This is a genomic window from Sphingomonas vulcanisoli, from assembly GCF_011761305.1.
Lineage (GTDB): Bacteria > Pseudomonadota > Alphaproteobacteria > Sphingomonadales > Sphingomonadaceae > Sphingomonas_I > Sphingomonas_I vulcanisoli.
In genome coordinates this window covers 160,409-182,273 of sequence record NZ_JAAOZC010000002.1, presented here as the reverse complement: position 1 = coordinate 182,273, position 21,865 = coordinate 160,409, and the positions used below count along the sequence as shown (strand labels likewise).

The window sequence follows — 21,865 nt, the reverse complement described above, 5'->3', positions numbered from 1 at the left end:
TTCGTGTCGAGCGAAGTCGAGACACGCCAGCGCAACGCTTGCGGCACGTCCCTCGACTACGCTCGGGACGAGCGGTTTATATGAGACTGGAGATGTCGATGCCCTTCGAACCGATCAATCCCCCGCAATTCCCCACCCCGATCGCGCCTTACTCGGCGGGTGCAAAGGCGGGGAACACCGTCTACGTTTCCGGCGTGCTGGCGCTGGGCGATGGCGGTGTGGTGTTGCATGTCGGCGATGCGGCGGCGCAGACGCGGCATATCCTGGAGGTGATCAAGATCACGCTGGAGGCGGCGGGCGCGACGCTGGCCGATGTCGCGATGAACCATATCTTCCTCAAGGACCTCGGCGATTATGCCGCGTTCAATCTGGTTTACGCGGAATATTTCCCGGGCGCGAAGCCCGCGCGCTATTGCATCAAGTGCGATCTGGTGAAGCCGGAGTGCCTGGTCGAGATCGCCAGCGTGGCGCATATCGGGTGAGGGCAACGATCAATCTTCCCCTGGAAGGGGAGGTGGCGCGCAAAGCGCGACGGAGGGGTATCACCCTCCCGATAGCGGGATACCCCGCCACCATCGCTGCGCGACGGTCCCCCTCCCCTTGCAGGGGAGGATCTTTGTGCCCCTAACCTCCGGCCTTTATTGGGAAGCCGAGGGATCGCCCTCCGCGCCGGCGCTGGTGCTTGCCTCGGGGCTGGGCGGATCGGCGCACTATTGGCAGCCGAACCTTGTCCCACTGGCGCAGCACTATCGCGTCATCACCTATGACCAGCGCGGCACCGGCCGTTCCGATCGCGCCTTTCCGGCATCGGTCACGGTCGCCGATTTTGCCGACGATATTCTCGCGGTGATGGATGCCGCGGGCGTGGAGAAGGCGCACCTTGTCGGCCATGCGCTCGGCGCGGCGGCGGGGTTGGCGCTGGCGACCAAGGCGCCCGAGCGGCTGGATAAACTCGTGCTCGTCAACGGCTGGGCCGCGCCCGATCCGCATTTCGCGCGCTGTTTCGATGCGCGGCTGAGCCTGCTGCGCGATAGCGGGGTGCGCGCTTATATCGCCGCGCAGCCGATCTTCCTCTACCCCGCCGACTGGAGCAGCCGGCACAGCGCCGAGCTCGATGGCGAGGAGGATGCGCATGTCGCCGCCTTTCCCGCGATCCGCACGGTGGAGGCGCGGATCGCCGCGCTTCGGGCGTTCGATATTTCGATGCTGCTCGGCCAGATCGCCACGCCCGCTTTGGTGCTGAGCGCAGCCGACGATGCGCTCGTCCCTCCGCACTGTTCGGATGTGCTGACCGCAATGCTGCCGAACGCCACGCCTGCCCGCATGGCCTGGGGCGGCCATGCCTGTAACGTCACCGATCCCGATGGCTTCCACGCCCTTGTCCTCGATTTTCTGGGGACCTGAACAAGCCGCCCGGTATTTCCCCGGAGCCCGAGTCACCAAAGGGCAACAAAAGCGTCATGGCTACCCGTTAACCGGCGTTAACTTTCGTTGATTCTTGGGGGAAATTCCGATGCGTTCCGGGTTGTTCATGCTTCCGCTCGTCCTGCTGTGCTCGACGGCGGCGTTCGCCACCACGGCGCCTCTGACCCCCGGCAACATCGTTGTCGCGGTTTCGGGCAAGGGTGCCAGCGGCATCACCTTCACCGATAATCAGGCATCGCCGCTGTCGCTCTACCAATATACGCCGACCGGCAACAACCATGCGACCTTCGCGGGATCGAGCGTCGTGACCGGTAGCGTCAACCCGATCTCGTCCGAATATGGCTCGTCCTCGGAGGGCATGCTGCAGCGATCGGGCGACGGCAAATCGCTGACGATCATGGGCTATGGGATCAGCGCTTCGACCTTCAACGCCAGCCCCAGCACCTATGTGCCCCAGACCAGCACCAACGCGGGCAAGCTGAACGCGCTCGCCCAATCGACGAGCATGGCGGGCGGCACCACGGTGAACGGCACCACCTATCAGCCCGTCGCCCGCGTCATCGCCGACATCACCGCCGACGGCAACGTCGATACCTCGACCGCGCTGCTCAACGTGTTCGACCAGAACAATCCGCGCAGCGTCTACACGCAGAACGGGACAAGCTATTATGTCTCGGGCCAAGGGGTCAGCGGCGACGCCACCGGTGGCGTCTTCTACGCGACCGAGGGCGCGAGCAGCGCGACGCCGATCACCGGCCTCGACACCAGCAACAAGACCGCCGGCCAGGATACGCGCGACGTGCAGGTCTATAACGGCCAGCTCTACGTCTCGGTGGATAGCAAGCAGGGCTCGAACGCCGCGCGCTCCTTTGTTGGTACGCTGGGGACCGGCACACCGACCACGGCGGCCAACAATGGCGACGGCCCGACGATGCTGCTCGGCTATGCCGACGGCAAGGGCAAGATGACGATGACCGCGGCGACGGGCAACGGGCTCAACACCGGCAAGCAGATCAACCTCAGCCCCGAACAATTCTTCTTCGCCGATCCGAACACGCTCTACGTTTCCGATGCCGGCGTTTCGAAGCAGACCTCTGCAAGCAGCACGCTGGGCGACGGCGGACTGCAGAAGTGGACTCAAACCAACGGTGTCTGGTCCCTGGCCTATACGCTGTCGGCGGGGCTTGGCCTGGTGACCAACACCAGCGCATCGGGCACGATCGGCTTGTTCGGCTTGGCTGGGCAGAATAATGGCGACGGCACGGTCAGCCTCTATGCCACCAGCTATACGATCGGCGACACCGACCCCAGCTATCTGTTCGCGATCACCGATACGCTGAGCGCCACGACCGGCGCGGGCGAAAGCTTCACCACGATCGATAGCCTGACCGGCTCGAAGTTCATGGGCGTGGCGTTCGCGCCGGATGCGGCCGCTTCTGTGCCGGAGCCGGCGAGCTGGGCGATGATGGTCGCGGGTTTTGGCTTGTTGGGCGGCTTGCTCCGCCGCGAACGGACCGCCTTACGCGCCTGAATCTTGGGAAGGGTCGATCTGAAAGATTGACCCATTCCTCGCTGCGGCGCAGCAAGGCGACATGGCCGACTCCGAAGCGCCGTCGATCGCGCAAAATCCTGATATCCGCTATCTCGGCAAACTGCTCGGCGACGTGATCCGCGCGTATGGCGGCGACGCGCTGTTTCGGCGGATCGAATATATCCGTTCAGCCTCCGTCGATCGGGCGCGCGGCGTCGAAGGGGAGATCGATAGCGGGCTGGAGGCGCTGGGCCTCGACGATATGCTCGCCTTCACGCGCGGCTTCATGCTCTTTTCGATGCTCGCCAACCTTGCCGAGGATCGTCAGGGCGTCGCCGCCGATCCCGAAGCCGATCTCGCCGCCGCGATCGCCAGGGTCGGCGACAAGCAGACGGTCGCCGCGCTGCTCGACAAAGGGCTGATCGTCCCCGTGCTCACCGCGCACCCGACCGAGGTGCGGCGCAAGAGCATGATCGATCACCGCAACCATATCGCCGATCTGATGCGGTTGCGCGATACCGGCGCCACCGTCACGCCCGATGGCGATGTGATTGAGGAGGCGCTGATCCGCCAGATCGCGTTGCTGTGGCAGACCCGACCGCTGCGCCGCGAGAAACTGGTCGTCGCCGATGAGGTGGGGACGGCGCTTTCTTATCTGCGCGATATCTTCCTGCCGGTGATGCCCGCGCTCTATGCGCAATGGGAGCGGCTGCTGGGCGCGCGGCCCAAGAGCTTCCTGCGCGCCGGATCGTGGATCGGCGGCGATCGCGACGGCAATCCCTTCGTCACCGCCGATTCGCTGCGGCTGGCGCTGGGCCAGTCGGCGGAAGCGGTGCTCAGCCACTATTGCGATTTGCTCCACGCGCTGGGTGCCGAACTCTCGATCTCGACCGAACTGGCGGCGGTGACGCCCGAGGTCGAGGCGCTGGCGGACAAGGCGCATGACGAATCGCCCGCGCGTTCGGACGAGCCGTATCGCCGCGCGATCACCGGTATCTATGCGCGTACCGCCGCAACCTATCAGACACTGACCGGCAAAGCGCCATCGCGTCCGGCGGCGATCAGCGCCGAGCCGTACCGCAAGCCGAGCGAGCTGCGCGCCGATCTCGTCGCCATCGCGCATGCCTTGGCGGCGGGGGGCGGCGCCACACTCGCCTCGGGCGGCGCGCTCGGGCGGCTGATCCGCGCGGTCGAGACCTTCGGCTTCCATCTCGCCACGCTCGATCTGCGACAGAACAGCGATGTCCATGAGCGCGTGGTCGCCGAGCTGCTCAAGGAAGCGGGCGTCGACGGGGATTATGCCGCGCTGGACGAAGAGGCGCGCGTCGCTTTGCTACGCAAGGAACTCGCCAGCCCCCGCCCGCTCAAGAGCCCGCACATCGCCTATAGCGACGAGACCCGCTCCGAACTGGAGATCGTCGATGCCGCGGCTGAGGCGCACCGGCGCTACGGCGCGCAGGCGATCACCACCTATATCATCTCCAAGACCGCGACGCTCTCCGATCTGCTCGAGGTCGATATTCTGCTCAAGGAAGCGGGCCTTTTCCGCCCCGGCACGCCGCCGACTGCCGATATCATGGTCGTGCCGCTGTTCGAGACGATTGAGGATCTGGAGCACGGCCCCGCGATCATGAGCGCCTATTTCGCGCTGCCCGAGGTCGCCGCGCGGGTGAGCGTGCGTGGCCACCAAGAGGTGATGGTCGGCTATTCCGACTCGAACAAGGACGGCGGCTATCTGACCTCGGTGTGGAGCCTCAACGAGGCGAGCCGTGCACTCAAGCCGGTGTTCGAGGCTGCGGGGACCTCGATGCAGCTGTTCCACGGCCGGGGCGGCGCGGTCGGCCGCGGTGGCGGATCGGCATTCGCCGCGATCGCCGCGCAGCCGCAGGGCACGGTCGAAGGCCGCATCCGCATCACCGAACAGGGGGAGGTGATCGCCGCCAAATATGGCACGCGCCAGGCGGCCTCGGTCAATCTCGAAGCGATCGTCGCCGCCACAGTCGTCACCAGCCTCGCACCCGTGCGGACCAGGGACGAAGAGCATTTCCACATAGCAATGAGGACTCTCTCGAAGACCGCGTTCCGAAGCTATCGCGGACTGGTCTACGAAACCGAAGGCTTTCGTCGCTTCTTCCGCCAGTTCACGCCGATCGAGGAGATCGCCGGCCTGAAGATCGGATCGCGTCCGGCAAGCCGCACCAAATCGGATGCGATCGAGGATCTGCGGGCGATTCCCTGGGTGTTCAGCTGGGCGCAGACGCGCGTGATGCTGCCCGGCTGGTACGGCACGGGTGCGGCTTTCGCGACCTTCGGCGATATCGGGCTGCTGCGGAGCATGGCCGCCGAATGGCCCTTCTTCCAGACCACTTTGGCCAATCTGGAGATGGTGCTCGCCAAGTCCGATATGGCGATTGCCGATCATTATCTGGCGCTGGTCGAACCGCAGTACCGCCCCATTTTCGATGGAATCAGAGACGGTTGGCATCAGGCACGCGATTGCCTGCTGACGATCACCGGCCAAAGCCGGCTGTTGGAGAGGACACCCTCGCTCGATGCCTCGGTGCGGCTGCGCCTGCCCTATATCGAGCCGCTCAATCTGCTGCAGATCGAGCTTATTCGGCGCCACCGTGCCGGTGAGAGCGACCCGCGCATCGCGGAGGGCATCCAGCTTTCGATCAACGCCATTGCGACCGCGCTGCGCAACAGCGGCTGACCGCCGGGCTTGCTCCCGGGCTAAGGCGGCCTTAACATCTGGTCCCTAACAGCATTTCTGAGAATCGGAGCGACACAGGCGAGGGTGGCGAAGGTCGAATCATATCTGGCGAGGCAGCCGTGGCTGCTTGCGCCGGCCGGAGGATTGATTTTCTTCCTGGTCGCGTCCCTGAGCGAGCTTCTGCCGCATCAGCAGGGCCTGACGGCGTTGTGGCTGCCGAACGCCATATTGCTGGCGTGCCTCCTTCATGCGCCGCGTCCCGATCAGCGGCTGCCGCTGATCGTGGGTGCGCTGGCCGGCGGCTGCGTTTCTTTGGTCGTCCGTGGCATGCCACCGATCATCTGGCTCGCCTTTCCGATCGCGAACGTCCTCGAAAGCACGATCGGCGCGATGCTGATCTGGCGGATGGGCGGGCTGCTCAGCACGTTCGAACGCTTCGACGATGTCGTTCGCATGGTCATCGCCGCGCTGGTCGCGCCGATCCTGCCCGCTGTCATCGCCATGGTCGCGCTGAACATGAGCCTGGGCGGCGGCTGGTTTCGCAGTTTCTATGCCTGGTACGGCGCGGGTGTCGTCAGCCTGATGCTCATCACGCCCGCCACGCTGGCCGTCTTCCCGCTCTGCGAAGATCCGGCGGCGCGCCGCAGGATCGCCCGGGAGGCCGTCGATCTCAGCGGCTTGATCGCAGGGATCGCGGGCCTGACGGCGCTGGTTTTCTTCGCGGCAAAGATCCCCAGCATGTTCCTGCTGATGCCGGTGGTGATGTATGCGGCCTTCCGGCAGCGGCAGATCGGCGCGATCGCCGGCGTGTTGACCATGGCGCTGGTGGCGATCGAGGCGACGCTGCACGGTTATGGTCCGATCGCGCACGCGCCTCTGAACAGCCCCGAGCTTCGCATGGTTATACTGCAGCTCGATCTGGTGGCCGCCTTCCTCGTGGCGTTGCCCGTGGCGAGCGCGCTGACCGAGCGGGACGCGCGCGCGGCGGAGGCGCAGATCCTTGCCGACCAGTTCCGCGCTGTCGTCGAAAATGTCGGTGAGGTGATCTTCCGCACCGATTCGGGTGGTCACTGGACGTATCTCAACCCGGCGTGGCTCGCCGTTTCCGGGCATGAGACGGCCAACAGCCTCGGAATGTCCTGGTTGCGGCACATCGATCCGCAGGACCATGTCGAACTCGAACAATGGGCGCGTCCGGTGCTCACCGGCGAAGTCGAATCGAGCCGTCGCCTGATCCGCTTCCAGACCGCGCACCGCGGCTGGCGGTGGATGGAAGTGACGATGCAGACATTGTTCAACAACAATGGGCAGGTTCTCGGCGCGACCGGCACGTTGCGCGATATCGACGATCGCAAGCGGCTGGAGGAGCATGTCCTTTCGGCCAAGCGCCACGCCGAGCAGCGCGCCGCCGAGGCGGTGATGCTGGCCGCAACCGACGAATTGACCGGGCTCGCCAATCGCCGCGCTTTCCTGCGCCACCTCACCCGCCAGATCGAGGCGGCGGGCGATCTCGGCCAGACGTTCGCGCTGGCGATCTTCGATGTCGATCATTTCAAGGCGGTCAACGACGCTTATGGCCATGCCGTCGGCGATCGGGTGCTGCAGCGGGTGGCGGCGCGGGCGATGGGCGTGGTTCGCAGCGGCGATCTCGTCGGGCGGATCGGCGGCGAGGAATTCGGCATCCTCATGCCCGGCGCCAGTCCGGAAGACGCCGCGTTGGTCGCCGAGCGCCTGTGCCGCACGATCGAATCGTTCGAAATGCCCCTGGAAGACGCCCTCCCCACCGTCACAGTCAGCGTCGGCGTCGCCGCTCTCACCGGGGAGAGAGACGGCGGCGTGCTGATGGCCCGCGCCGACGCCGCTCTTTATGCGGCCAAGGCGGATGGCCGCAATCGGATCAGGCTCGCCGCCTGACGGGATCAGCTCGTCGCAAGCGCCTAAAACTGTGCTGCGTCGCCGCATTTGTGGCTTGCGATCCCAAAAATAGGGGAGCAGTGCTAACCCATTGTCCCTGCCGCGTCGTGCGCCCGCCCGCGGTCTTCAAACGGAAGGTTCATGGCCGGAAGAACCGCAGTGGCCCTCGCGGCGGCGCTTGTCCTGATCGGCTGCCACAAGGCCGATAAGACCCCGCCACCGCCGCCCACCGTGCTGGTCGCGGTGCCGCTCCAACAGCAGATCGTCGATTGGGACGATTATGTCGGCCGGTTCGAAGCGGTCGACTCGGTCGATCTGCGGCCACGGGTCAGCGGCTATCTCACGCGAATCACGTTCAAGGATGGCGAGCCGGTTGCCAAAGGCCAGTTGCTGTTCGTCATCGATCCCCGCCCCTATCGCGCGGTGCTCAACCAGGCCGCAGCCCAGACCGCGCGCGCAAAAGCGACGCTCAACAACGCCTTGGTTGAACTCAAGCGGTCCCAGGCGCTGTTCGACGCCCAGGCCGGCAGCGAGCAGGATCTCGAGACGCGCAAGGCCACGGCGCAGCAGGCCAAGGCCGATCTCGGTGCTGCCCAGGCGAACGAGCAGGCGGCGGCGCTCAATGTCGCCTTTACGCAGATCCGCGCGCCGATCTCGGGTCATATCAGCGATCGTCGTGTCGCCGTCGGCAATCTCGTCACCGCCGATCAGACGGTGCTGACCAGCCTCGTCAGCGATAATCCGATCCGCTTCGGCTTCCAGGCCTCCGAGAGCCTGTTCCTGAAGCGCGAGCGCGCCAACCGCCGCGCGGTGGGCGATCCGGTCGATATCAAATTGCAGGACGAGCCGAGCTACCGCTGGCACGGGCACATCGATTTCATCGACAACACGCTCGACGTGAATTCGGGCATCATCCGCGGCCGCGCCGTGGTGCCCAATCCGGCGGGCACGCTGCGCCCCGGCCTCTACGGCCACATGCGGATGCCCGGATCCGGGGTCTATACCGGCCTGCTCGTGCCCGACGAGGCCGTGACCGCGGATCAGGAGCGGCAGGTGGTGATGACCGTCGGCCGCGACGGCAAGGTCAAGCAGCGGGTCGTTCAGGTCGGTCCGCTGGTCAACGGCTTGCGTGTGATCCGCAGCGGGCTGAAGGCAGACGATATCGTCGTCGTCGCAGGCCTGGCGCGCGCGCGGCCGGGTGCTTTGGTCTCGCCGAAGACGACCAAAATCACGCCACGGCCCGCGCCCCCGCCGGCGCCCTATACCGAGCCCGCCGCGAGCTACGCGACACCCGCCGGCTAAGCTTTCCATGAAGATCAGCCATTTCTTCATCGAGCGGCCGATTTTCGCCGCGGTCATCTCGATCGTGATCGTGCTGCTGGGCGCGATCGCCTATCCGCTGCTGCCCGTCGCCCAATATCCGGAGATCGTGCCACCCACCGTCGTGGTCAGCGCGCAGTTCCCCGGCGCCTCCGCCGAGGACGGCGCCAATCTTGTCGCCGAGCCGATCGAAGAGCAGATCAACGGTGTCGAGGACATGCTCTACATGAGCTCGCAATCGACCGGCGACGGCCGCGTTGCGATCACGATCACCTTCAAGCTCGGCACCGATCTCGATAAGGCGCAGGTGCTGGTGCAGAACCGGGTCTCGGTCGCGCTGCCGCGCCTGCCGGCCCAGGTGCAGTTGACCGGCGTCGTCGTGCGCAAGAGCTCGCCCGATCTGCTGCTGGCGGTGCATCTCACCTCGCCCGATCATTCGCTCGACCGCGACTATATCGGCAATTATTTCACGCTGAACATCCGAGATCAGCTGTTGCGTATCCCCGGCGTCGGCGATCTCACGATTCGCGGGCCGCGCGACTTCTCGATCCGCGTCTGGATCGATCCGAACAAGGCGGCCGAGCGCGGGCTGGACGCCGAAGACATCACACAGGCGCTGTCGCGGTCGAACGTCCAGGTCGCGGCGGGTACGGTGAACCAGGATCCGAGCGAAGGCGGCGGCGGCGCTTATCAGCTCAATATCGAAACCAAGGGTCGGCTCACCAGCCCGGAAGAGTTCGCGAACGTCGTCATCAAGCGCGACAGCGACGGCCGGGTGACGCGCGTCTCCGATATTGGCCGGGTCGAGCTCGGCGCGCAGGATTATACCACCGAAGCGCATCTCAACGAGGATGATGCGATCCTGATCGCCGTGCAGCAGCTGCCGGGCAGCAACGCCGTGCAGACCGCCGACCTGATCCAGCAGAAGGTCGCCGAGCTATCCAAGACCTTCCCGCCCGGCCTGAAGGCCAACATCGTCTACAATCCGACCCAATATGTCGAGGAATCGCTCAAGGAGGTTCGCAAGACCCTGCTCGAGGCGCTGATCCTCGTCGTGATCGTGGTGATCGTCTTCCTGCAGAGCTGGCGCGCGGCGATCGTGCCGGTGCTCGCCATCCCGATCAGTTTGGTCGGCACTTTCGCGATGATGCTGGCGGCGGGGTTCAGCCTCAACAATCTTTCGATGTTCGGGCTGGTGCTGGCGATCGGCATCGTTGTCGACGATGCGATCGTGGTGATCGAGAATGTCGAGCGCCGGATCCGCGAGGGCGATGATCCGCGCACCGCGGCGCACCGATCGATGGACGAGGTCGGCGGCGCGCTGGTCGGGATCGCGCTGGTGCTCTGCGCGGTGTTCGTGCCCGCGGGCCTGATCAGCGGCATCACCGGCCAATTCTATCGTCAGTTCGCCCTCACCATCGCGACCGCGACGTTGATCTCACTGCTCGTCTCGCTGACGCTTTCGCCCGCGCTCGCCGCCTTGGTGATGAAGCCGCACGAAGAGGTGCATGAGGAAGATCTGCCGGCGTGGCGCCGGCCGCTCCACAGGGGCGCGGAAAAGTTCAACCAGGGCTTCACCTGGCTGAGCGATCACTATGGCAGGCTCACCGGCCGGCTGGTGAAGCTGCTGCTGATCATGCTGCTGATCTATGGCGGGTTGCTGCTGCTCACCGGCTGGCGGATCGCGGCGACGCCGACCGGCTTCATTCCCGATCAGGATCAGGGCAGCCTGATCGTGGCGGCCAAGCTGCCCGAAGGGACATCGCTGCGCCGGACCGACGAAATCTCGAAGCAGCTTGTCAAGGTGATCGATGCGACCCCGGGGGTGCTGGCCACCAGCGCCACCACGGGTGTCGATGCGACGAGCAACACCGCCGCTTCCAATTCGATGCAGATCTATGTCGTGCTCGATGCCTACGGCGCGCGTGCCAAGCACCACCAGACGATCGCCGCGATGATCGCCGCGATCGAGAAGGCCACCGCGCCCTATGTGGATGCCGATATCAAGGTGATTCCGCCGCCTTCGGTGCGCGGCATCGGCACGGCGGGCGGTTTCAAGCTGATCGTCGAGGATCGCGGCAAGGCGGGAATGAAGGCGCTCGATCAGGCGACGCAGACGGTGATCGCGGCGACGGGCGCGGGCGGAGGCGACGGCAAGTCCCAGGCCGATAATGTGCTGACGCGGGTCTTCACCAGCTTCAATACGCGCACGCCGCGTCTCCACGCCGATATCGATCGCGAGAAGGCCGAGATCATGGGCGTTCAGGACAGCCAGATCTTTGCCGCGATGCAGACCTATCTGGCCTCCTCCTACATCAACGATTTCAATTATCTCGGCCGCACCTACCAGGTCCGTGCGCAGGCCGATTGGCCCTATCGCGCCACCGATGCCGATATCAGCCAGCTCAAGATCCGGACCGCCTCGGGCGCAATGGCGCCGCTGGGATCGTTCGTCACCGTCACGCAGGGCACCGGCCCCTATCGCGTTGCCCGCTACAACATGTATCCGGCGGCCGAGGTGCAGGGCAGCGCCGCGCAGGGCCGCTCGTCAGGCGAGGCGCTGGCAGCGATGGAGAAAGTGGCGCAGCAATCCCTGCCGCCGGGCTTCAACACTGAATGGACCGAGCTTGCCTATCAACAGGAGATGGCAGGCAACACGGGCTATATCGTCTTCGCCATGGCGGTGGTGTTCGCCTTCCTGGTGCTGGCCGCGCTCTACGAAAGCGCAACATTGCCGCTGGCGGTGCTGCTGATTGTGCCGATGTGCCTGCTCGCCGCGATGCTTGGCGTGAACCTGATGGCGCTCGACAATAATATCCTCACCCAGGTCGGGCTGATCGTGCTGGTCGGGCTGGCCGCCAAGAATGCCATCCTGATCATCGAATTCGCCAAGCAGGACGAAGATGACGGGCAGGAGGTGCGCGAGGCCGCGGTTAACGCCGCCAAGACGCGGCTGCGCCCGATCCTGATGACCAGCTTCGCCTTCATCCTCGGGGTGGCACCGCTTGCCTTCGCCAGTGGCGCTGGGGCCGAGATGCGGCGCGCGCTGGGCACGGCGGTGTTTTTCGGGATGATCGGCGTCACGGTGTTCGGCCTGATCTTCACACCGGTCTTCTATGTGGCGATGCGCAAGCTGTCGTCGAAACTGCCGCAGCCCAAACAAGCGCCGGGCGCGGAGCCGCAACCGCAATGAGCAGGCTGAGTATCCTCTCGCTGGCGTTGCTGCTCTCGGCCTGTACCGTCGGCCCGCATTACCGTCAGCCTGCGGTGACGCCGATCGCGGCCGCGCCGTTCCGGTCGACCGGCCGGGGCCTCGATCCCGCCGGTGATCTGCCGCCGCGCTGGTGGTCGCTGTACAATGATCCGTCGCTCGATGCGCTGGTCGAGGAGGCGCTGGTGCACAACAGCGATCTGCGTGTTGCCGCCGCCAATCTGGAACGCGCGCAGGCGGTGTTGCGCGAACAGAGCGCTTCGCTGCTGCCGATCACGAGCGAAAATGCCGCCGTGGTGCGCGGCCGGGGCGGCGCCACCGGCAGCTCCGGCACCGGCACGACGACGACCACGGGATCGGGCACAGGCGCCACCGTCAGCACGACCGGAACCGGTACGACGGGATCGCTGACCGGCGCCACGATCACGCCGCCGGTGACCAACGGCGTCACCGAGACCGTGCAGCGCTATGGCGCGACCTTCTCCTATGAGGTCGATCTGTTCGGGCGGGTGCGCAGCCTGATCCGGTCGGCGCGCGCCGATGTCGCCGCCACCGAAGCGACCCGCGATGCCACCCGCGTCACCGTCGCCGCCGCGACGACGCAGGCCTATCTCAATGTCTGCGCGATCGGACGCGAGCTCGATGTCGCCAACCAGAATGTTGGTGTCGTCGAGAAGAGCTATCAGCTGACCGTCAAGCAGAAGCAGCTCGGCGCGGTTTCGGATTATGAGCTGTCGCGGGTCGGCGTGCTGCTCCAGCAGACACGCGCGGCGGTGCCCCAGCTCGAAGGGCTACGCGCGGCGTCGCTGTACGATCTCACCCAGCTGCTCGGCCGCCCCGCCAACCAGGTGCCGGACGCGGCATCGAGCTGCCGTGCGATGCCCCGGCTGACGCGGCCGCTGCCAGTGGGCGATGGTGCGGCGCTGCTCCGCCGCCGGCCCGATGTCCGTTCCGCCGAGCGCACGCTGGCGGGGGACGTCGCCAGCGTCGATGTCGCCACCGCCGAGCTGTTTCCGACGATCAGCCTCGGCGGTGCGATCAATGCATCCGGCAGCAGCTTCAAATCGGCGACGTCGCGGACGGGCTTCTCCTGGGGCCTGGGACCGCTGATCAGCTGGAACGTCCCGAACCTGCTTGCCGCCCGCGCGCGGGTGCAGGAAGCCGGAGCCGAGGCGCGCGCCAGCCTCGCGCGGTTCGATCGCACGGTGCTGACCGCGCTCAGCGAGGCCGAGAAGGCGCTCGCCAATTATGACGCCGAACTGCGCCGCAACGCTGCGCTGGCCGATGCGCAGGCCGCCAGCCAGCGGGCGTACCAGCTTTCCGGCGTGCGCGTGCGCTACGGATCGATCAGCCAGCTCGAGCAACTCGACGTCCAGCGCGATCTGATCGCCACGCAGACTGTGCTCGCCGCATCGGATGCGACGCTTGGCGAAGATCAGGTCGCGGTATTCCGCGCGCTAGGCGGCGGCTGGCAGGACGCGCCGGTAATCGATCCGGCGCCGCGCGCGATTGGCGGAAGCGGCGGAATCAAGCCTATAGTGCGGCAGAAATAACGGCTCTTGCCGTTGATTCTTCCAATCTTATGCAACCTTCTTCCTTTTACGCGATTAATACCCTTCTTGATAGCCAAGTAAGATGTCCGAAACCCGAATGCTGCCAAGGCAAACGAGCAATCACCATTATGGATGTAAAGCCATGCCTGATGAGAAAAAGACAATACGGCGCAGGATTTGGGCAAGAGTAATGCTGATTTGCTCACTTATCTGTTTTGGGCTTTCCATTTGGACTTGGTGGTCGCATCTTTTAGAAAAATTGATGACCGGTCATATTACCCATGGCAGCATCGCTAAGGTTATAGGGGTTCAGTCACCTTGGCTGGAGACCAGCTTGTGTCTGATGCTTCCTCTCCTCGCGTGCATCTTTTTTTACGCTTTCCTGATGATCTGGAGCACCAGCGTTTATCGGCACCGAGAAAAATTTGGCGCTGAACCAACGCTCGATCAGCTCAAAAGGCATTCTTAACGATAAAATCGATCACGCTCGCGCCGATCGGCGTGGAGGGCGTGACGATGTTGAAATGGTTGGCGCCCGCCGGATCCAGCGACAATAGCGGGTCGCTGCTGTGTTTCACGGCCACTTTATACGGTTCTATGAAGGGGCGGAATACGCCGGTTACCAGCAGCTGCTTGACGCCGAGGGGCAGATGCTCGGCTGGCGAGGCAATGCGATATTCCGCGGCGTGAAGATTGGGCGCGCCGCCCATCAGTGGCTCGATCACCGATTGCCCACAGGCCTCTTTGTCGGCGCCGATGAATGGTGCCAGCGCGGCGGGTCCATCGATCGCGACGACGCTCTGCGGGCGAACGCCGGGCGGCGACCAGGGCGCCGGCAGCCGCGCGCGCGAGGCCGCCCACAAGGCGAGATGCGCCCCGGCGGAATGGCCGACGATCGTCACGCGCTTGAGATCGAGCGGGAACAACCGTGCGATCTGCGTCAATTTGTCTTCTGCGGCGGCAATATCCTTGAACGTTCCCGGCCATCCCCCTCCGGCATCGCCAATCCGGCGGTATTCTACGTTCCAGGTGGCGATCCCGCGCCTGGTCAGCGCTTCGGCGACCGCGGCCGTGCCTGCCTTGTTATCGACATTGGCCAGCCAGCAGCCGCCATGAATGATCATCGCCACCGGGAATGGTCCCTTGCCCTCGGGCAGGCGGAGATCGCCGGTCTGGAGCGGGTCCGGGCCATAAGGAATGGTGGCGGTGGGCTTTGCCGCGCGGGCACCCTCCGCGTGGAAGGCATCGACCGCGCTGAGGGTCTGCGCCCCCACCGGCGTGCCTATCAGCAGACCAAGCGCGAGGAGCTTGCGCAGGGTCATGACGAAAGCCCGCGTTCCTGCAGCGTCCGCTCCCATGCCAGGGCCGAGGCGACGATGCTGGCGAGATCGCCATGCCGGGGCCGCCACGACAGGGTTTCGAGGATGCGCCGGTTGTCGGCAACCAAAGTCGGTGGATCGCCTGCGCGGCGCGGTTCCTGGCGCCGCTCGATGGCCATGTTGGTGACGTGATCGACGACATCCAGCACTTCGAGCACCGAATAGCCGCGCCCATAGCCGACATTGGCGGTAAGGCTTTCGCTGGGGTTGGCGATCAGCCATTCGAGCGCGGCGACATGTGCGTCGGCCAGATCGGAGACGTGGATATAGTCGCGCACGCCGGTGCCGTCGGGCGTCGGATAATCGTCGCCATAGATGCCGACATGGCCGCGCTTGCCCGTCGCCGCCTCGCAGGCGATGTGGATGAGGTGGGTCGCGCCCGCCACCGATTGGCCTGATCGCCCCTGCGGATCGGCGCCCGCGACGTTGAAATAGCGCAGCGCCGCATAATTGAGCGGATGCGCCGCCGCGACATCGGCCAGGATCTGCTCGGTCATCAGCTTGGAGAGGCCGTAGGGGTTGATCGGCGCCTTGGGCGCGTCCTCGGCCACCGGCACCACCTCGGGCATGCCATAGGTTGCGGCGGTGGAGGAGAAGACGAAATGATGGACACCCGCGCCGATCGCCGCTTCGATCAGCGTCCGGCTCGCGGCGGTGTTGTTGCGATAATATTTGAGCGGATTGCCGACCGATTCGCCGACCAGCAACGATCCTGCGAAATGGAGAATCGCGCCGATATTATGCTTGGCGATCGTTGCCTGCACCATCTCCATATCCGCAACGTCGCCGAGCACGAACTCGACCGTCTCGGGCACCGCCCAGCGGAAGCCGGTGGCGAGATTGTCCAGCACCACCACTTTCCAGCCTGCATCGAGCAAGGCGAGCACGGCGTGACTACCGATATAACCCGCGCCTCCGGTGACGAGGACAGAGAAGGGTTTGTCGCTGCGGCCAAGCATGGGGTTGGCTAATCAGAGACGGGTGAAGGATCAACCTGCGTGATCACGAAAGCATAGGATTCGGCCCGTTCCCGTAAGGCTTCGTAACGGCCCGATTTGCCGCCATGGCCCGCGCCCATGTTGATCTTGAGCAGCAGCAGATTGGGGTCGGTCTTGGTCGCGCGCAGCCGGGCGGCCCATTTGGCGGGTTCCCAATAGGTGACGCGCGGATCGTTGAGGCCGCCGGTGATCAGCATCGGCGGATAAGGCTGCGCGGCGACGTTCTCGTAAGGGCTGTAGCACCACAACAGCTCGAACGCGGCCTTGTCGGTGATCGGATTGCCCCACTCGGGCCATTCGCCGGGCGTGAGCGGCAGGCCGGCGTCCTGCATCGTGTTGAGCACGTCGACGAAGGGCACGTCGGCGACGATCGCACCCCACAGGTGCGCGTCGGTGTTGGCGACGACGCCCATCAGCTCGCCCCCCGCCGATCCGCCGTTGATCGCGATCTTGCCGGGGGAGGAGAAACCTGCGGCGATCAACCCGCGCGCTGCATCCGAGAAATCGCGGAAGGTGTTCCAGCGCGTCTCGGCCTTGCCCTGCAGATACCAATCGTAGCCGAGATCATCGCCGCCGCGGATGTGCGCGATGGCGAAGGCCCAGCCGCGATCGAGCAGGCTGAGGCGGCCGCTCGAAAAGCTCGGCGGGATGGCGTGGCCGTAGGCGCCATAGGCATAGAGAAACAGCTTGCCGCTGCCGTCCCTTGGGAAGCCCTTGCGGTAGACGATCGAGACCGGGATCGCCTTGCCGTCGCGGGCCGGGGCCATCAGCCGCTCGGTCGCGTAGAGCGAGGCGTCATAGCCGGAGGGCACTTCCTGCACCTTGAGCGTCTCGAGCCGGCGCTCCTCCGGGTGATAGTCGAACACCGTGCCGGGCGTGACCATCGAGCTGTAGCTGAGCCGATAAGCGGGTTGGTCGAATTCGGGATTGTTGCCGAGGCCGGCCGAATAGCTCGCCTCCGGAAAGGCAACGGCGTGTTCCTCTCCTAGCCCCTCCCCTTCAGGGGAGGGGTTGGGGTGGGGGAGTTCGGCGGGCGTCGCGGCTGATGATAGGCCCCACCCCAAACCCCTCCCCTGAAGGGGAGGGGCTTTTGCATAACCGCCCCATTCCCGCAGGATAAGCTGATCGAGCCCTTCGATCCGCGCGCTGAGCACCACATGCCGCGCGAAGCAGGCGTGCCCAGTGAGATAGGTGCGGTCCGATCCCGCAATCACCGTCTGCCAGGCGCCCGGCGCGGCGGGATCGGCTGTGGCGAGGCGGAAGTTGATGTGATCGTCGTTGGTGAGGATCCACAGCCGCCCATGCGCGCTGTCCACCGCATATTGGCGCTTCACCTGCCGTGGCGAGACCAGGATCGGTTCGGCGAACGGATCGGCGGCGGGGATCAGCCGCACCTCGCTGGTCTGGTTGTCGCCGGTCGCGATCTGCAGCCAGGCCTTGTCGCGCGTCGCGCCGACCGCGACGCGGAAGCCCTCGTCGGCTTCCTCGTAGAGCGCCTTGTCGGTGGCGGGATCGCCGCCGAGGCTATGCGCCTTGGCGATATAGCTGCGCCAATTGTCGTTGACTTCGGTATAGAGCAGCACCGCCCCGTCGGCGCTCCACGCGACATTGCCGTTGGTGACGGTGCTGACGGTTTCGATATCCGCGCCCGTCGCTAGGTCACGGATGCGCAGCGTGAAGCGTTCGGCCCCGCTCTCATCGACGCTCCAGGCCATCAGCCGTCCGTCCGGGCTCACCTCCAGTGCTGCGACGCGCCAATAGGCCTTGCCCTCGCTCTCCGCCTCCTCGTCGAGAATCAGCGTCTCCGCACTGCCGCCCACGGGCTTACGCCAATGCAGCGGATATTGGCCGCCGGGCTTGTACGCCCACCAATAGAGCCAATCGCCCTCGCGCTGCGGCACGGAGCTGTCATCCTCCTTGAGCCGCCCTTTCATCTCCTGGAAGATGGTTTCGACCAGCGCATCGTGCGGCTGCATCGCCGCATCGAAATAGGCATTCTCTTCGCGCAGATAGGCGAGCACCGCTTCGTCGGTCACCTCGGGATAGCCGGGATCGCGCAGCCACGCCCAGGGATCGTCGATCGTGTGGCCGTGGGCGGTGGTGCTGTGCGGCTTGGTCGCGGCGATGGGGGGCGGGGGGAGGGTCATGTGCCGCGTCTAACCCTCCACGAGCCTTTCCGTCACCCCGGACTTGTTCCGGGGTCCACCCAACCATCAGCTCCAGAGCTAGCGAATGGGTGGATGCCGGAACAAGTCCGGCATGACGAGTTAGGCGGGCTTCACCGCGCTGATGCGGTGATCGAACATGCCCCAAAGAAATGTCGGGCCGCTCCGCCACAGATTTTGAGCGCCCAGCGCCCGCAACTGCTTCGCATAAGCGCCGGTATGGTGGATGTCGTAGATCAGAATGTTGCCGCCGGGCCTGGTGACGCGCCAGATCTCCGCGATCGCCTTGGCGCGGTCTTCGGCGCTGGGGATGTTGTGGATCACGGTCATCGATCCGACGACATCGAAGCTGCCGTCGGCAAAGGGCAATGCGCAGGCATCACCGGTCTCCACTGTCACGCGATCCGCGACGCCCGCCGCCAGAGCATTGGCGCGCACGCCCGCTGCCGTATTGCCGCTGAGATCCTTGGCCTGCCATTTGTCGATCGCGGTCACCGAACCGGAGGGCACGCGCCGCGCCGCCGCGACGCTCAACAGCCCGCGCCCGCAGCCCACGTCCAGTACGCGCTCGTCGCCCCGCCACGGCGCGCGATCGAGCAACGCGCCGGCCACGCGCTGTTTGAGCAGCAGGCTGGAGAGCAGCATCCACAGGCACATCAGCCCCATGCCGACGCCCGCGCCGGTCAACGAAGGCCTGAGCAGCCGCAGCCAGTCCGGCGCGCTGTCCGCGCGGGCATAGATCGCCAGCGGGATCGCTACCGCCGCAGCGAGCCCCAGCCCGCGCACCACGCCGGGCGCATCGATGCCGTAGGCGGGCCGCGCGCTCATCCCGCCGCCTCGCGCGGAATATTGTTCAACCGCCGCAGCGCCAGCCGCCATAACGGCATCGTCGCCAGCATCATCTGCCCCAGGATGGGCACCACGATGCCGACCAGCGTCGCCGTCGCCGCACCCAAGATCACCGCATTGCCGCGAAGACGGATCATCGCCACCCGCTCGGCGCCGATTCGCGCATCCAGCACCGGTGGCCGGGTCACGATCGATTGCAAATGGCGATTGGCGAGGGCGGTGATCAGCAGCCAGCCGCAATAACAGACCACCGGCACCCGTGCCATCGGATTGGCGCTGGCGAAGCCGGTGAAGAGGGGGATCGCCGCCACCCCGACAGCAGCAGCATGTTGGGCATATTGAGCGATGGCGCATAACGACTCGCCACCATCATCGTCCGGTGATGCCCGGCCCAGAAAAAGCCGATCACGAAGAAGGAGATGAAGAAGCCGCTGAACTGCGGCGCCAGATTGATCAGTGCGATCCAATAATCGGTGTCCGGCGCATTGTGCGGCAGGTGCGGCACATGAATGTCGATCACCAGCAGGGTGATCGCGATCGCAAACACCGCGTCCGAAAAGAAGATCATCCGTTCCAGCTCGTGCTCGGGCCCATGCGCGACGGTCGCTTCTCTATTAGCCAAGGCGCCCCTCCCCAGGACGCCCAAGCTGCACGGGGATGGCGCGGCTGTCGAGGGGGCAGCGCCTTTCTGCAACCCTGTGCTCCGGCGCAGGCCGGAGCATTGTAGCATTCGCGCGCTGCCGCTGGCCGCCAGCGCTCCGGCTTGCGCCGGAGCACAAGGTTGGGGAGAGGGGGGGGTGACATTGCTCGCCCGCGCCCTCAAATTGGGACCAATCCTTGCAAGCCAGAGTCCCACGCCATGTCCAGTTACGCCGATCGCCTCGCCGCCCTTCGCGAGGAACTCGCCCGCCGCCGGCTCGATGGTTTCGTCGTGCCGCTGACTGACGAGCATATGAGCGAATATGTCGGTGCCTATGCGCAGCGGCTCGCCTGGCTGACGGGTTTTCAAGGGTCGGCGGGATCGGCGGTGGTGCTGCCCGAGGATGCCGCCATCTTCACCGATGGCCGCTATACGCTGCAGGTGCGCGAACAGGTGGATGGCGCGCACTGGCAATATCAATCGGTGCCCGAAACCAGCATTGCCGCCTGGCTGGAACAACATGCGCCGCAGGGCGGGCGGATCGGCTACGATCCCTGGCTACACACGCGCGGCTGGGTGCGGAGCGCGAAGCAGGCGCTGGCCGACAAGGGCGCCGAGCTGGTCGAGGTCGATACCAATCCGATCGATGCGGTCTGGCCCGATCATCCCGCGCCGTCCGATGCGCGCCTGATCGTCCAGCCGGACGCGGTTGCGGGCAAGAGCGCGGCGGCCAAGCGGCAGGAGATCGCCGACTGGCTGGCCGAAAAAGGCGCGGATGCTGCCGTGCTGTCCGCGCTCGACTCGATTGCCTGGGCGTTCAATGTGCGCGGCGCCGATGTCAGCCGCACGCCCGTCGCGCTGGCCTTCGCGCTGGTCCATGCCGACGGCACCGCTGAATTGTTCGTCGATGAGGAGAAGGTCGGCGAGGATGTTCGGCGCCATTTGGGCAACGGCGTTCGCGTGCAGCCCAAGGCTATGTTCGCGCAGGCGCTTGGAGGATTGGGCGGCAAGACGGTGGCCGTCGATCCGGAGCGGGCGGTGGCGGCGATTTTCTCGGCCCTCGATCAGGCCGGGGCGACCATCAGGGCCGAGCGCGACCCGACGATCCTGCCCAAGGCGATCAAGAATGCAGTCGAAGTCGCGGGCCACAAAGCGGCGCAGGCCCGCGACGGCGCTGCGCTATGCCGCTTCCTGCATTGGCTGTCGATGGAGGCGCCAAAGGGTGGAGAGACCGAGCTTTCTGCCGCAGCAAAGTTGCAGCAATTCCGCGAGGCCACGGGCGCGCTCCGTGATCTCAGCTTCGATTCGATCTCGGCTGCAGGGCCGCATGCGGCAATCCCGCACTATCGCGTCGACGAAGCCTCGAACCTGCCGATCAAGCGTGATGAAATCTACCTGATCGATTCCGGCGGACAATATCAGGACGGCACCACAGATGTGACGCGCACCGTCATCGTCGGCACGCCGAAGCCGGAGATGCGTGATCGCTTCACCCGCGTTCTCAAGGGCCATATCGCGCTTGCCACGGCGCTGTTCCCCGCCGGCACGCGCGGCAGCCAGCTGGATAGTTTCGCGCGGCAATATCTGTGGGCGGCCGGGCTCGATTATACGCACGGCACAGGCCACGGCGTCGGTAGCTTCCTTTCGGTCCACGAAGGCCCGCAGCGCATATCGCCGGTCGGATCGAGCCAGTCGGGTGGCGACGAGCCGCTGCGCGCGGGCATGCTGCTTTCCAACGAGCCCGGCTATTACAAGAGCGGCGATTACGGCATCCGCATCGAAAATCTGGTTCTGGTGGTCGAAATGCCGGTGCCGGGTGCCGAGAAAAAGGTGCTGGGCTTCGAAACGCTGACCTTAGCGCCGATCGACCGCGCGTTGATCGAGCCGACCTTGCTATCGCCGCATGAGCGCGCTTGGCTGGACGATTACCATGCGCAGGTCCGCGCGCTGATCGGTCCGCAGCTGGAGGGAGAGGCGGCCGAATGGCTCAGTCGGGCGACGGCGCCGTTGGCCGCCTGACAGGCTCCTGAACGTCGCGCTCGCGCGTCTGTGCCTTCCTGCGCTTGAGATTGTCGCGCAGTGCCTGCGCCAACCTTTCCGCGCGATCGTCGTCTTTAGCCATACCGATGCTTCCTTGACCTCGCGGACCCTCTTCGCCATAGGCCCC

At 65.5% G+C, this 21,865-nt stretch carries 15 protein-coding genes; 9 read left to right on the top strand and 6 right to left on the bottom strand.

Annotation, left to right across the window (positions count from 1 at the left end; translation table 11 throughout):
* Window positions 1-98: 98 nt before the first annotated feature.
* From rutC to FHS31_RS04855, 8 genes are all read left to right on the top strand, one after another.
* Entirely contained in the window at window positions 99-482 is a 384-nt protein-coding gene (gene rutC / locus FHS31_RS04890; protein ID WP_167072248.1) for a pyrimidine utilization protein C, read from the top strand.
* A 136-nt stretch (window positions 483-618) separates the two neighbouring features.
* Window positions 619-1,404 carry a pyrimidine utilization protein D gene (gene rutD, locus FHS31_RS04885; RefSeq protein WP_167072247.1) on the top strand — a complete coding sequence of 262 codons (786 nt, stop codon included), beginning with the start codon at window positions 619-621 and terminating at the stop codon, window positions 1,402-1,404.
* Between the two features lie 109 nt (window positions 1,405-1,513).
* Window positions 1,514-2,956: a PEPxxWA-CTERM sorting domain-containing protein gene (locus FHS31_RS04880; protein WP_167072246.1), complete on the top strand. Its 1,443-nt coding sequence runs from the start codon at window positions 1,514-1,516 to the stop codon at window positions 2,954-2,956.
* A 61-nt stretch (window positions 2,957-3,017) separates the two neighbouring features.
* Window positions 3,018-5,669: a phosphoenolpyruvate carboxylase gene (gene ppc / locus FHS31_RS04875; RefSeq protein WP_167072245.1), complete on the top strand. Its 2,652-nt coding sequence runs from the start codon at window positions 3,018-3,020 to the stop codon at window positions 5,667-5,669.
* A gap of 144 nt (window positions 5,670-5,813) precedes the next feature.
* Window positions 5,814-7,583 carry a diguanylate cyclase gene (locus FHS31_RS04870; RefSeq protein WP_167072244.1) on the top strand — a complete coding sequence of 590 codons (1,770 nt, stop codon included), beginning with the start codon at window positions 5,814-5,816 and terminating at the stop codon, window positions 7,581-7,583.
* A 141-nt stretch (window positions 7,584-7,724) separates the two neighbouring features.
* Window positions 7,725-8,885, top strand: coding sequence for an efflux RND transporter periplasmic adaptor subunit (locus FHS31_RS04865; RefSeq protein ID WP_167072243.1), 1,161 nt, complete (start codon window positions 7,725-7,727; stop codon window positions 8,883-8,885).
* A 7-nt stretch (window positions 8,886-8,892) separates the two neighbouring features.
* Complete coding sequence (locus FHS31_RS04860; RefSeq protein WP_167072242.1) at window positions 8,893-12,096, top strand: efflux RND transporter permease subunit; 3,204 nt, start codon at window positions 8,893-8,895, stop codon at window positions 12,094-12,096.
* Window positions 12,093-13,667, top strand: a complete 1,575-nt coding sequence (locus tag FHS31_RS04855; RefSeq protein ID WP_167072241.1) for a TolC family protein — start codon at window positions 12,093-12,095, stop codon at window positions 13,665-13,667. Before FHS31_RS04860 ends, FHS31_RS04855 begins: the two co-directional genes overlap by 4 nt.
* 452 nt (window positions 13,668-14,119) lie before the next feature.
* Here FHS31_RS04855 and FHS31_RS04850 read toward each other — a convergent pair whose 3' ends face one another.
* The 6 genes from FHS31_RS04850 to FHS31_RS04825 form a co-directional block, all read right to left on the bottom strand.
* Window positions 14,120-14,989 (bottom strand): alpha/beta hydrolase, encoded by an 870-nt coding sequence (locus tag FHS31_RS04850; protein WP_167072240.1) that lies wholly within the window; start codon window positions 14,987-14,989, stop codon window positions 14,120-14,122.
* Window positions 14,986-16,005 carry a UDP-glucose 4-epimerase GalE gene (gene galE, locus FHS31_RS04845; RefSeq protein WP_167072239.1) on the bottom strand — a complete coding sequence of 340 codons (1,020 nt, stop codon included), beginning with the start codon at window positions 16,003-16,005 and terminating at the stop codon, window positions 14,986-14,988. Before galE ends, FHS31_RS04850 begins: the two co-directional genes overlap by 4 nt.
* Window positions 16,006-16,013: 8 nt before the next feature.
* Complete coding sequence (locus FHS31_RS04840; protein ID WP_167072238.1) at window positions 16,014-18,191, bottom strand: S9 family peptidase; 2,178 nt, start codon at window positions 18,189-18,191, stop codon at window positions 16,014-16,016.
* Between the two features lie 120 nt (window positions 18,192-18,311).
* Window positions 18,312-19,037, bottom strand: coding sequence for a class I SAM-dependent methyltransferase (locus FHS31_RS04835; RefSeq protein WP_167072237.1), 726 nt, complete (start codon window positions 19,035-19,037; stop codon window positions 18,312-18,314).
* The gene (locus FHS31_RS04830; protein WP_167072236.1) at window positions 19,034-19,324 is read right to left on the bottom strand and encodes a hypothetical protein; all 291 of its coding nucleotides are present in this window, start codon (window positions 19,322-19,324) and stop codon (window positions 19,034-19,036) included. The genes FHS31_RS04835 and FHS31_RS04830 overlap by 4 nt, the downstream gene beginning before the upstream one ends.
* The gene (locus tag FHS31_RS04825; protein WP_167072235.1) at window positions 19,282-19,680 is read right to left on the bottom strand and encodes a TMEM175 family protein; all 399 of its coding nucleotides are present in this window, start codon (window positions 19,678-19,680) and stop codon (window positions 19,282-19,284) included. Before FHS31_RS04825 ends, FHS31_RS04830 begins: the two co-directional genes overlap by 43 nt.
* Before the next feature lie 237 nt (window positions 19,681-19,917).
* On the opposite strand from FHS31_RS04825, the gene FHS31_RS04820 reads away from it, so the two are divergent.
* Complete coding sequence (locus tag FHS31_RS04820; RefSeq protein ID WP_167072234.1) at window positions 19,918-21,717, top strand: aminopeptidase P family protein; 1,800 nt, start codon at window positions 19,918-19,920, stop codon at window positions 21,715-21,717.
* The last annotated feature ends 148 nt before the right edge of the window (window positions 21,718-21,865 follow it).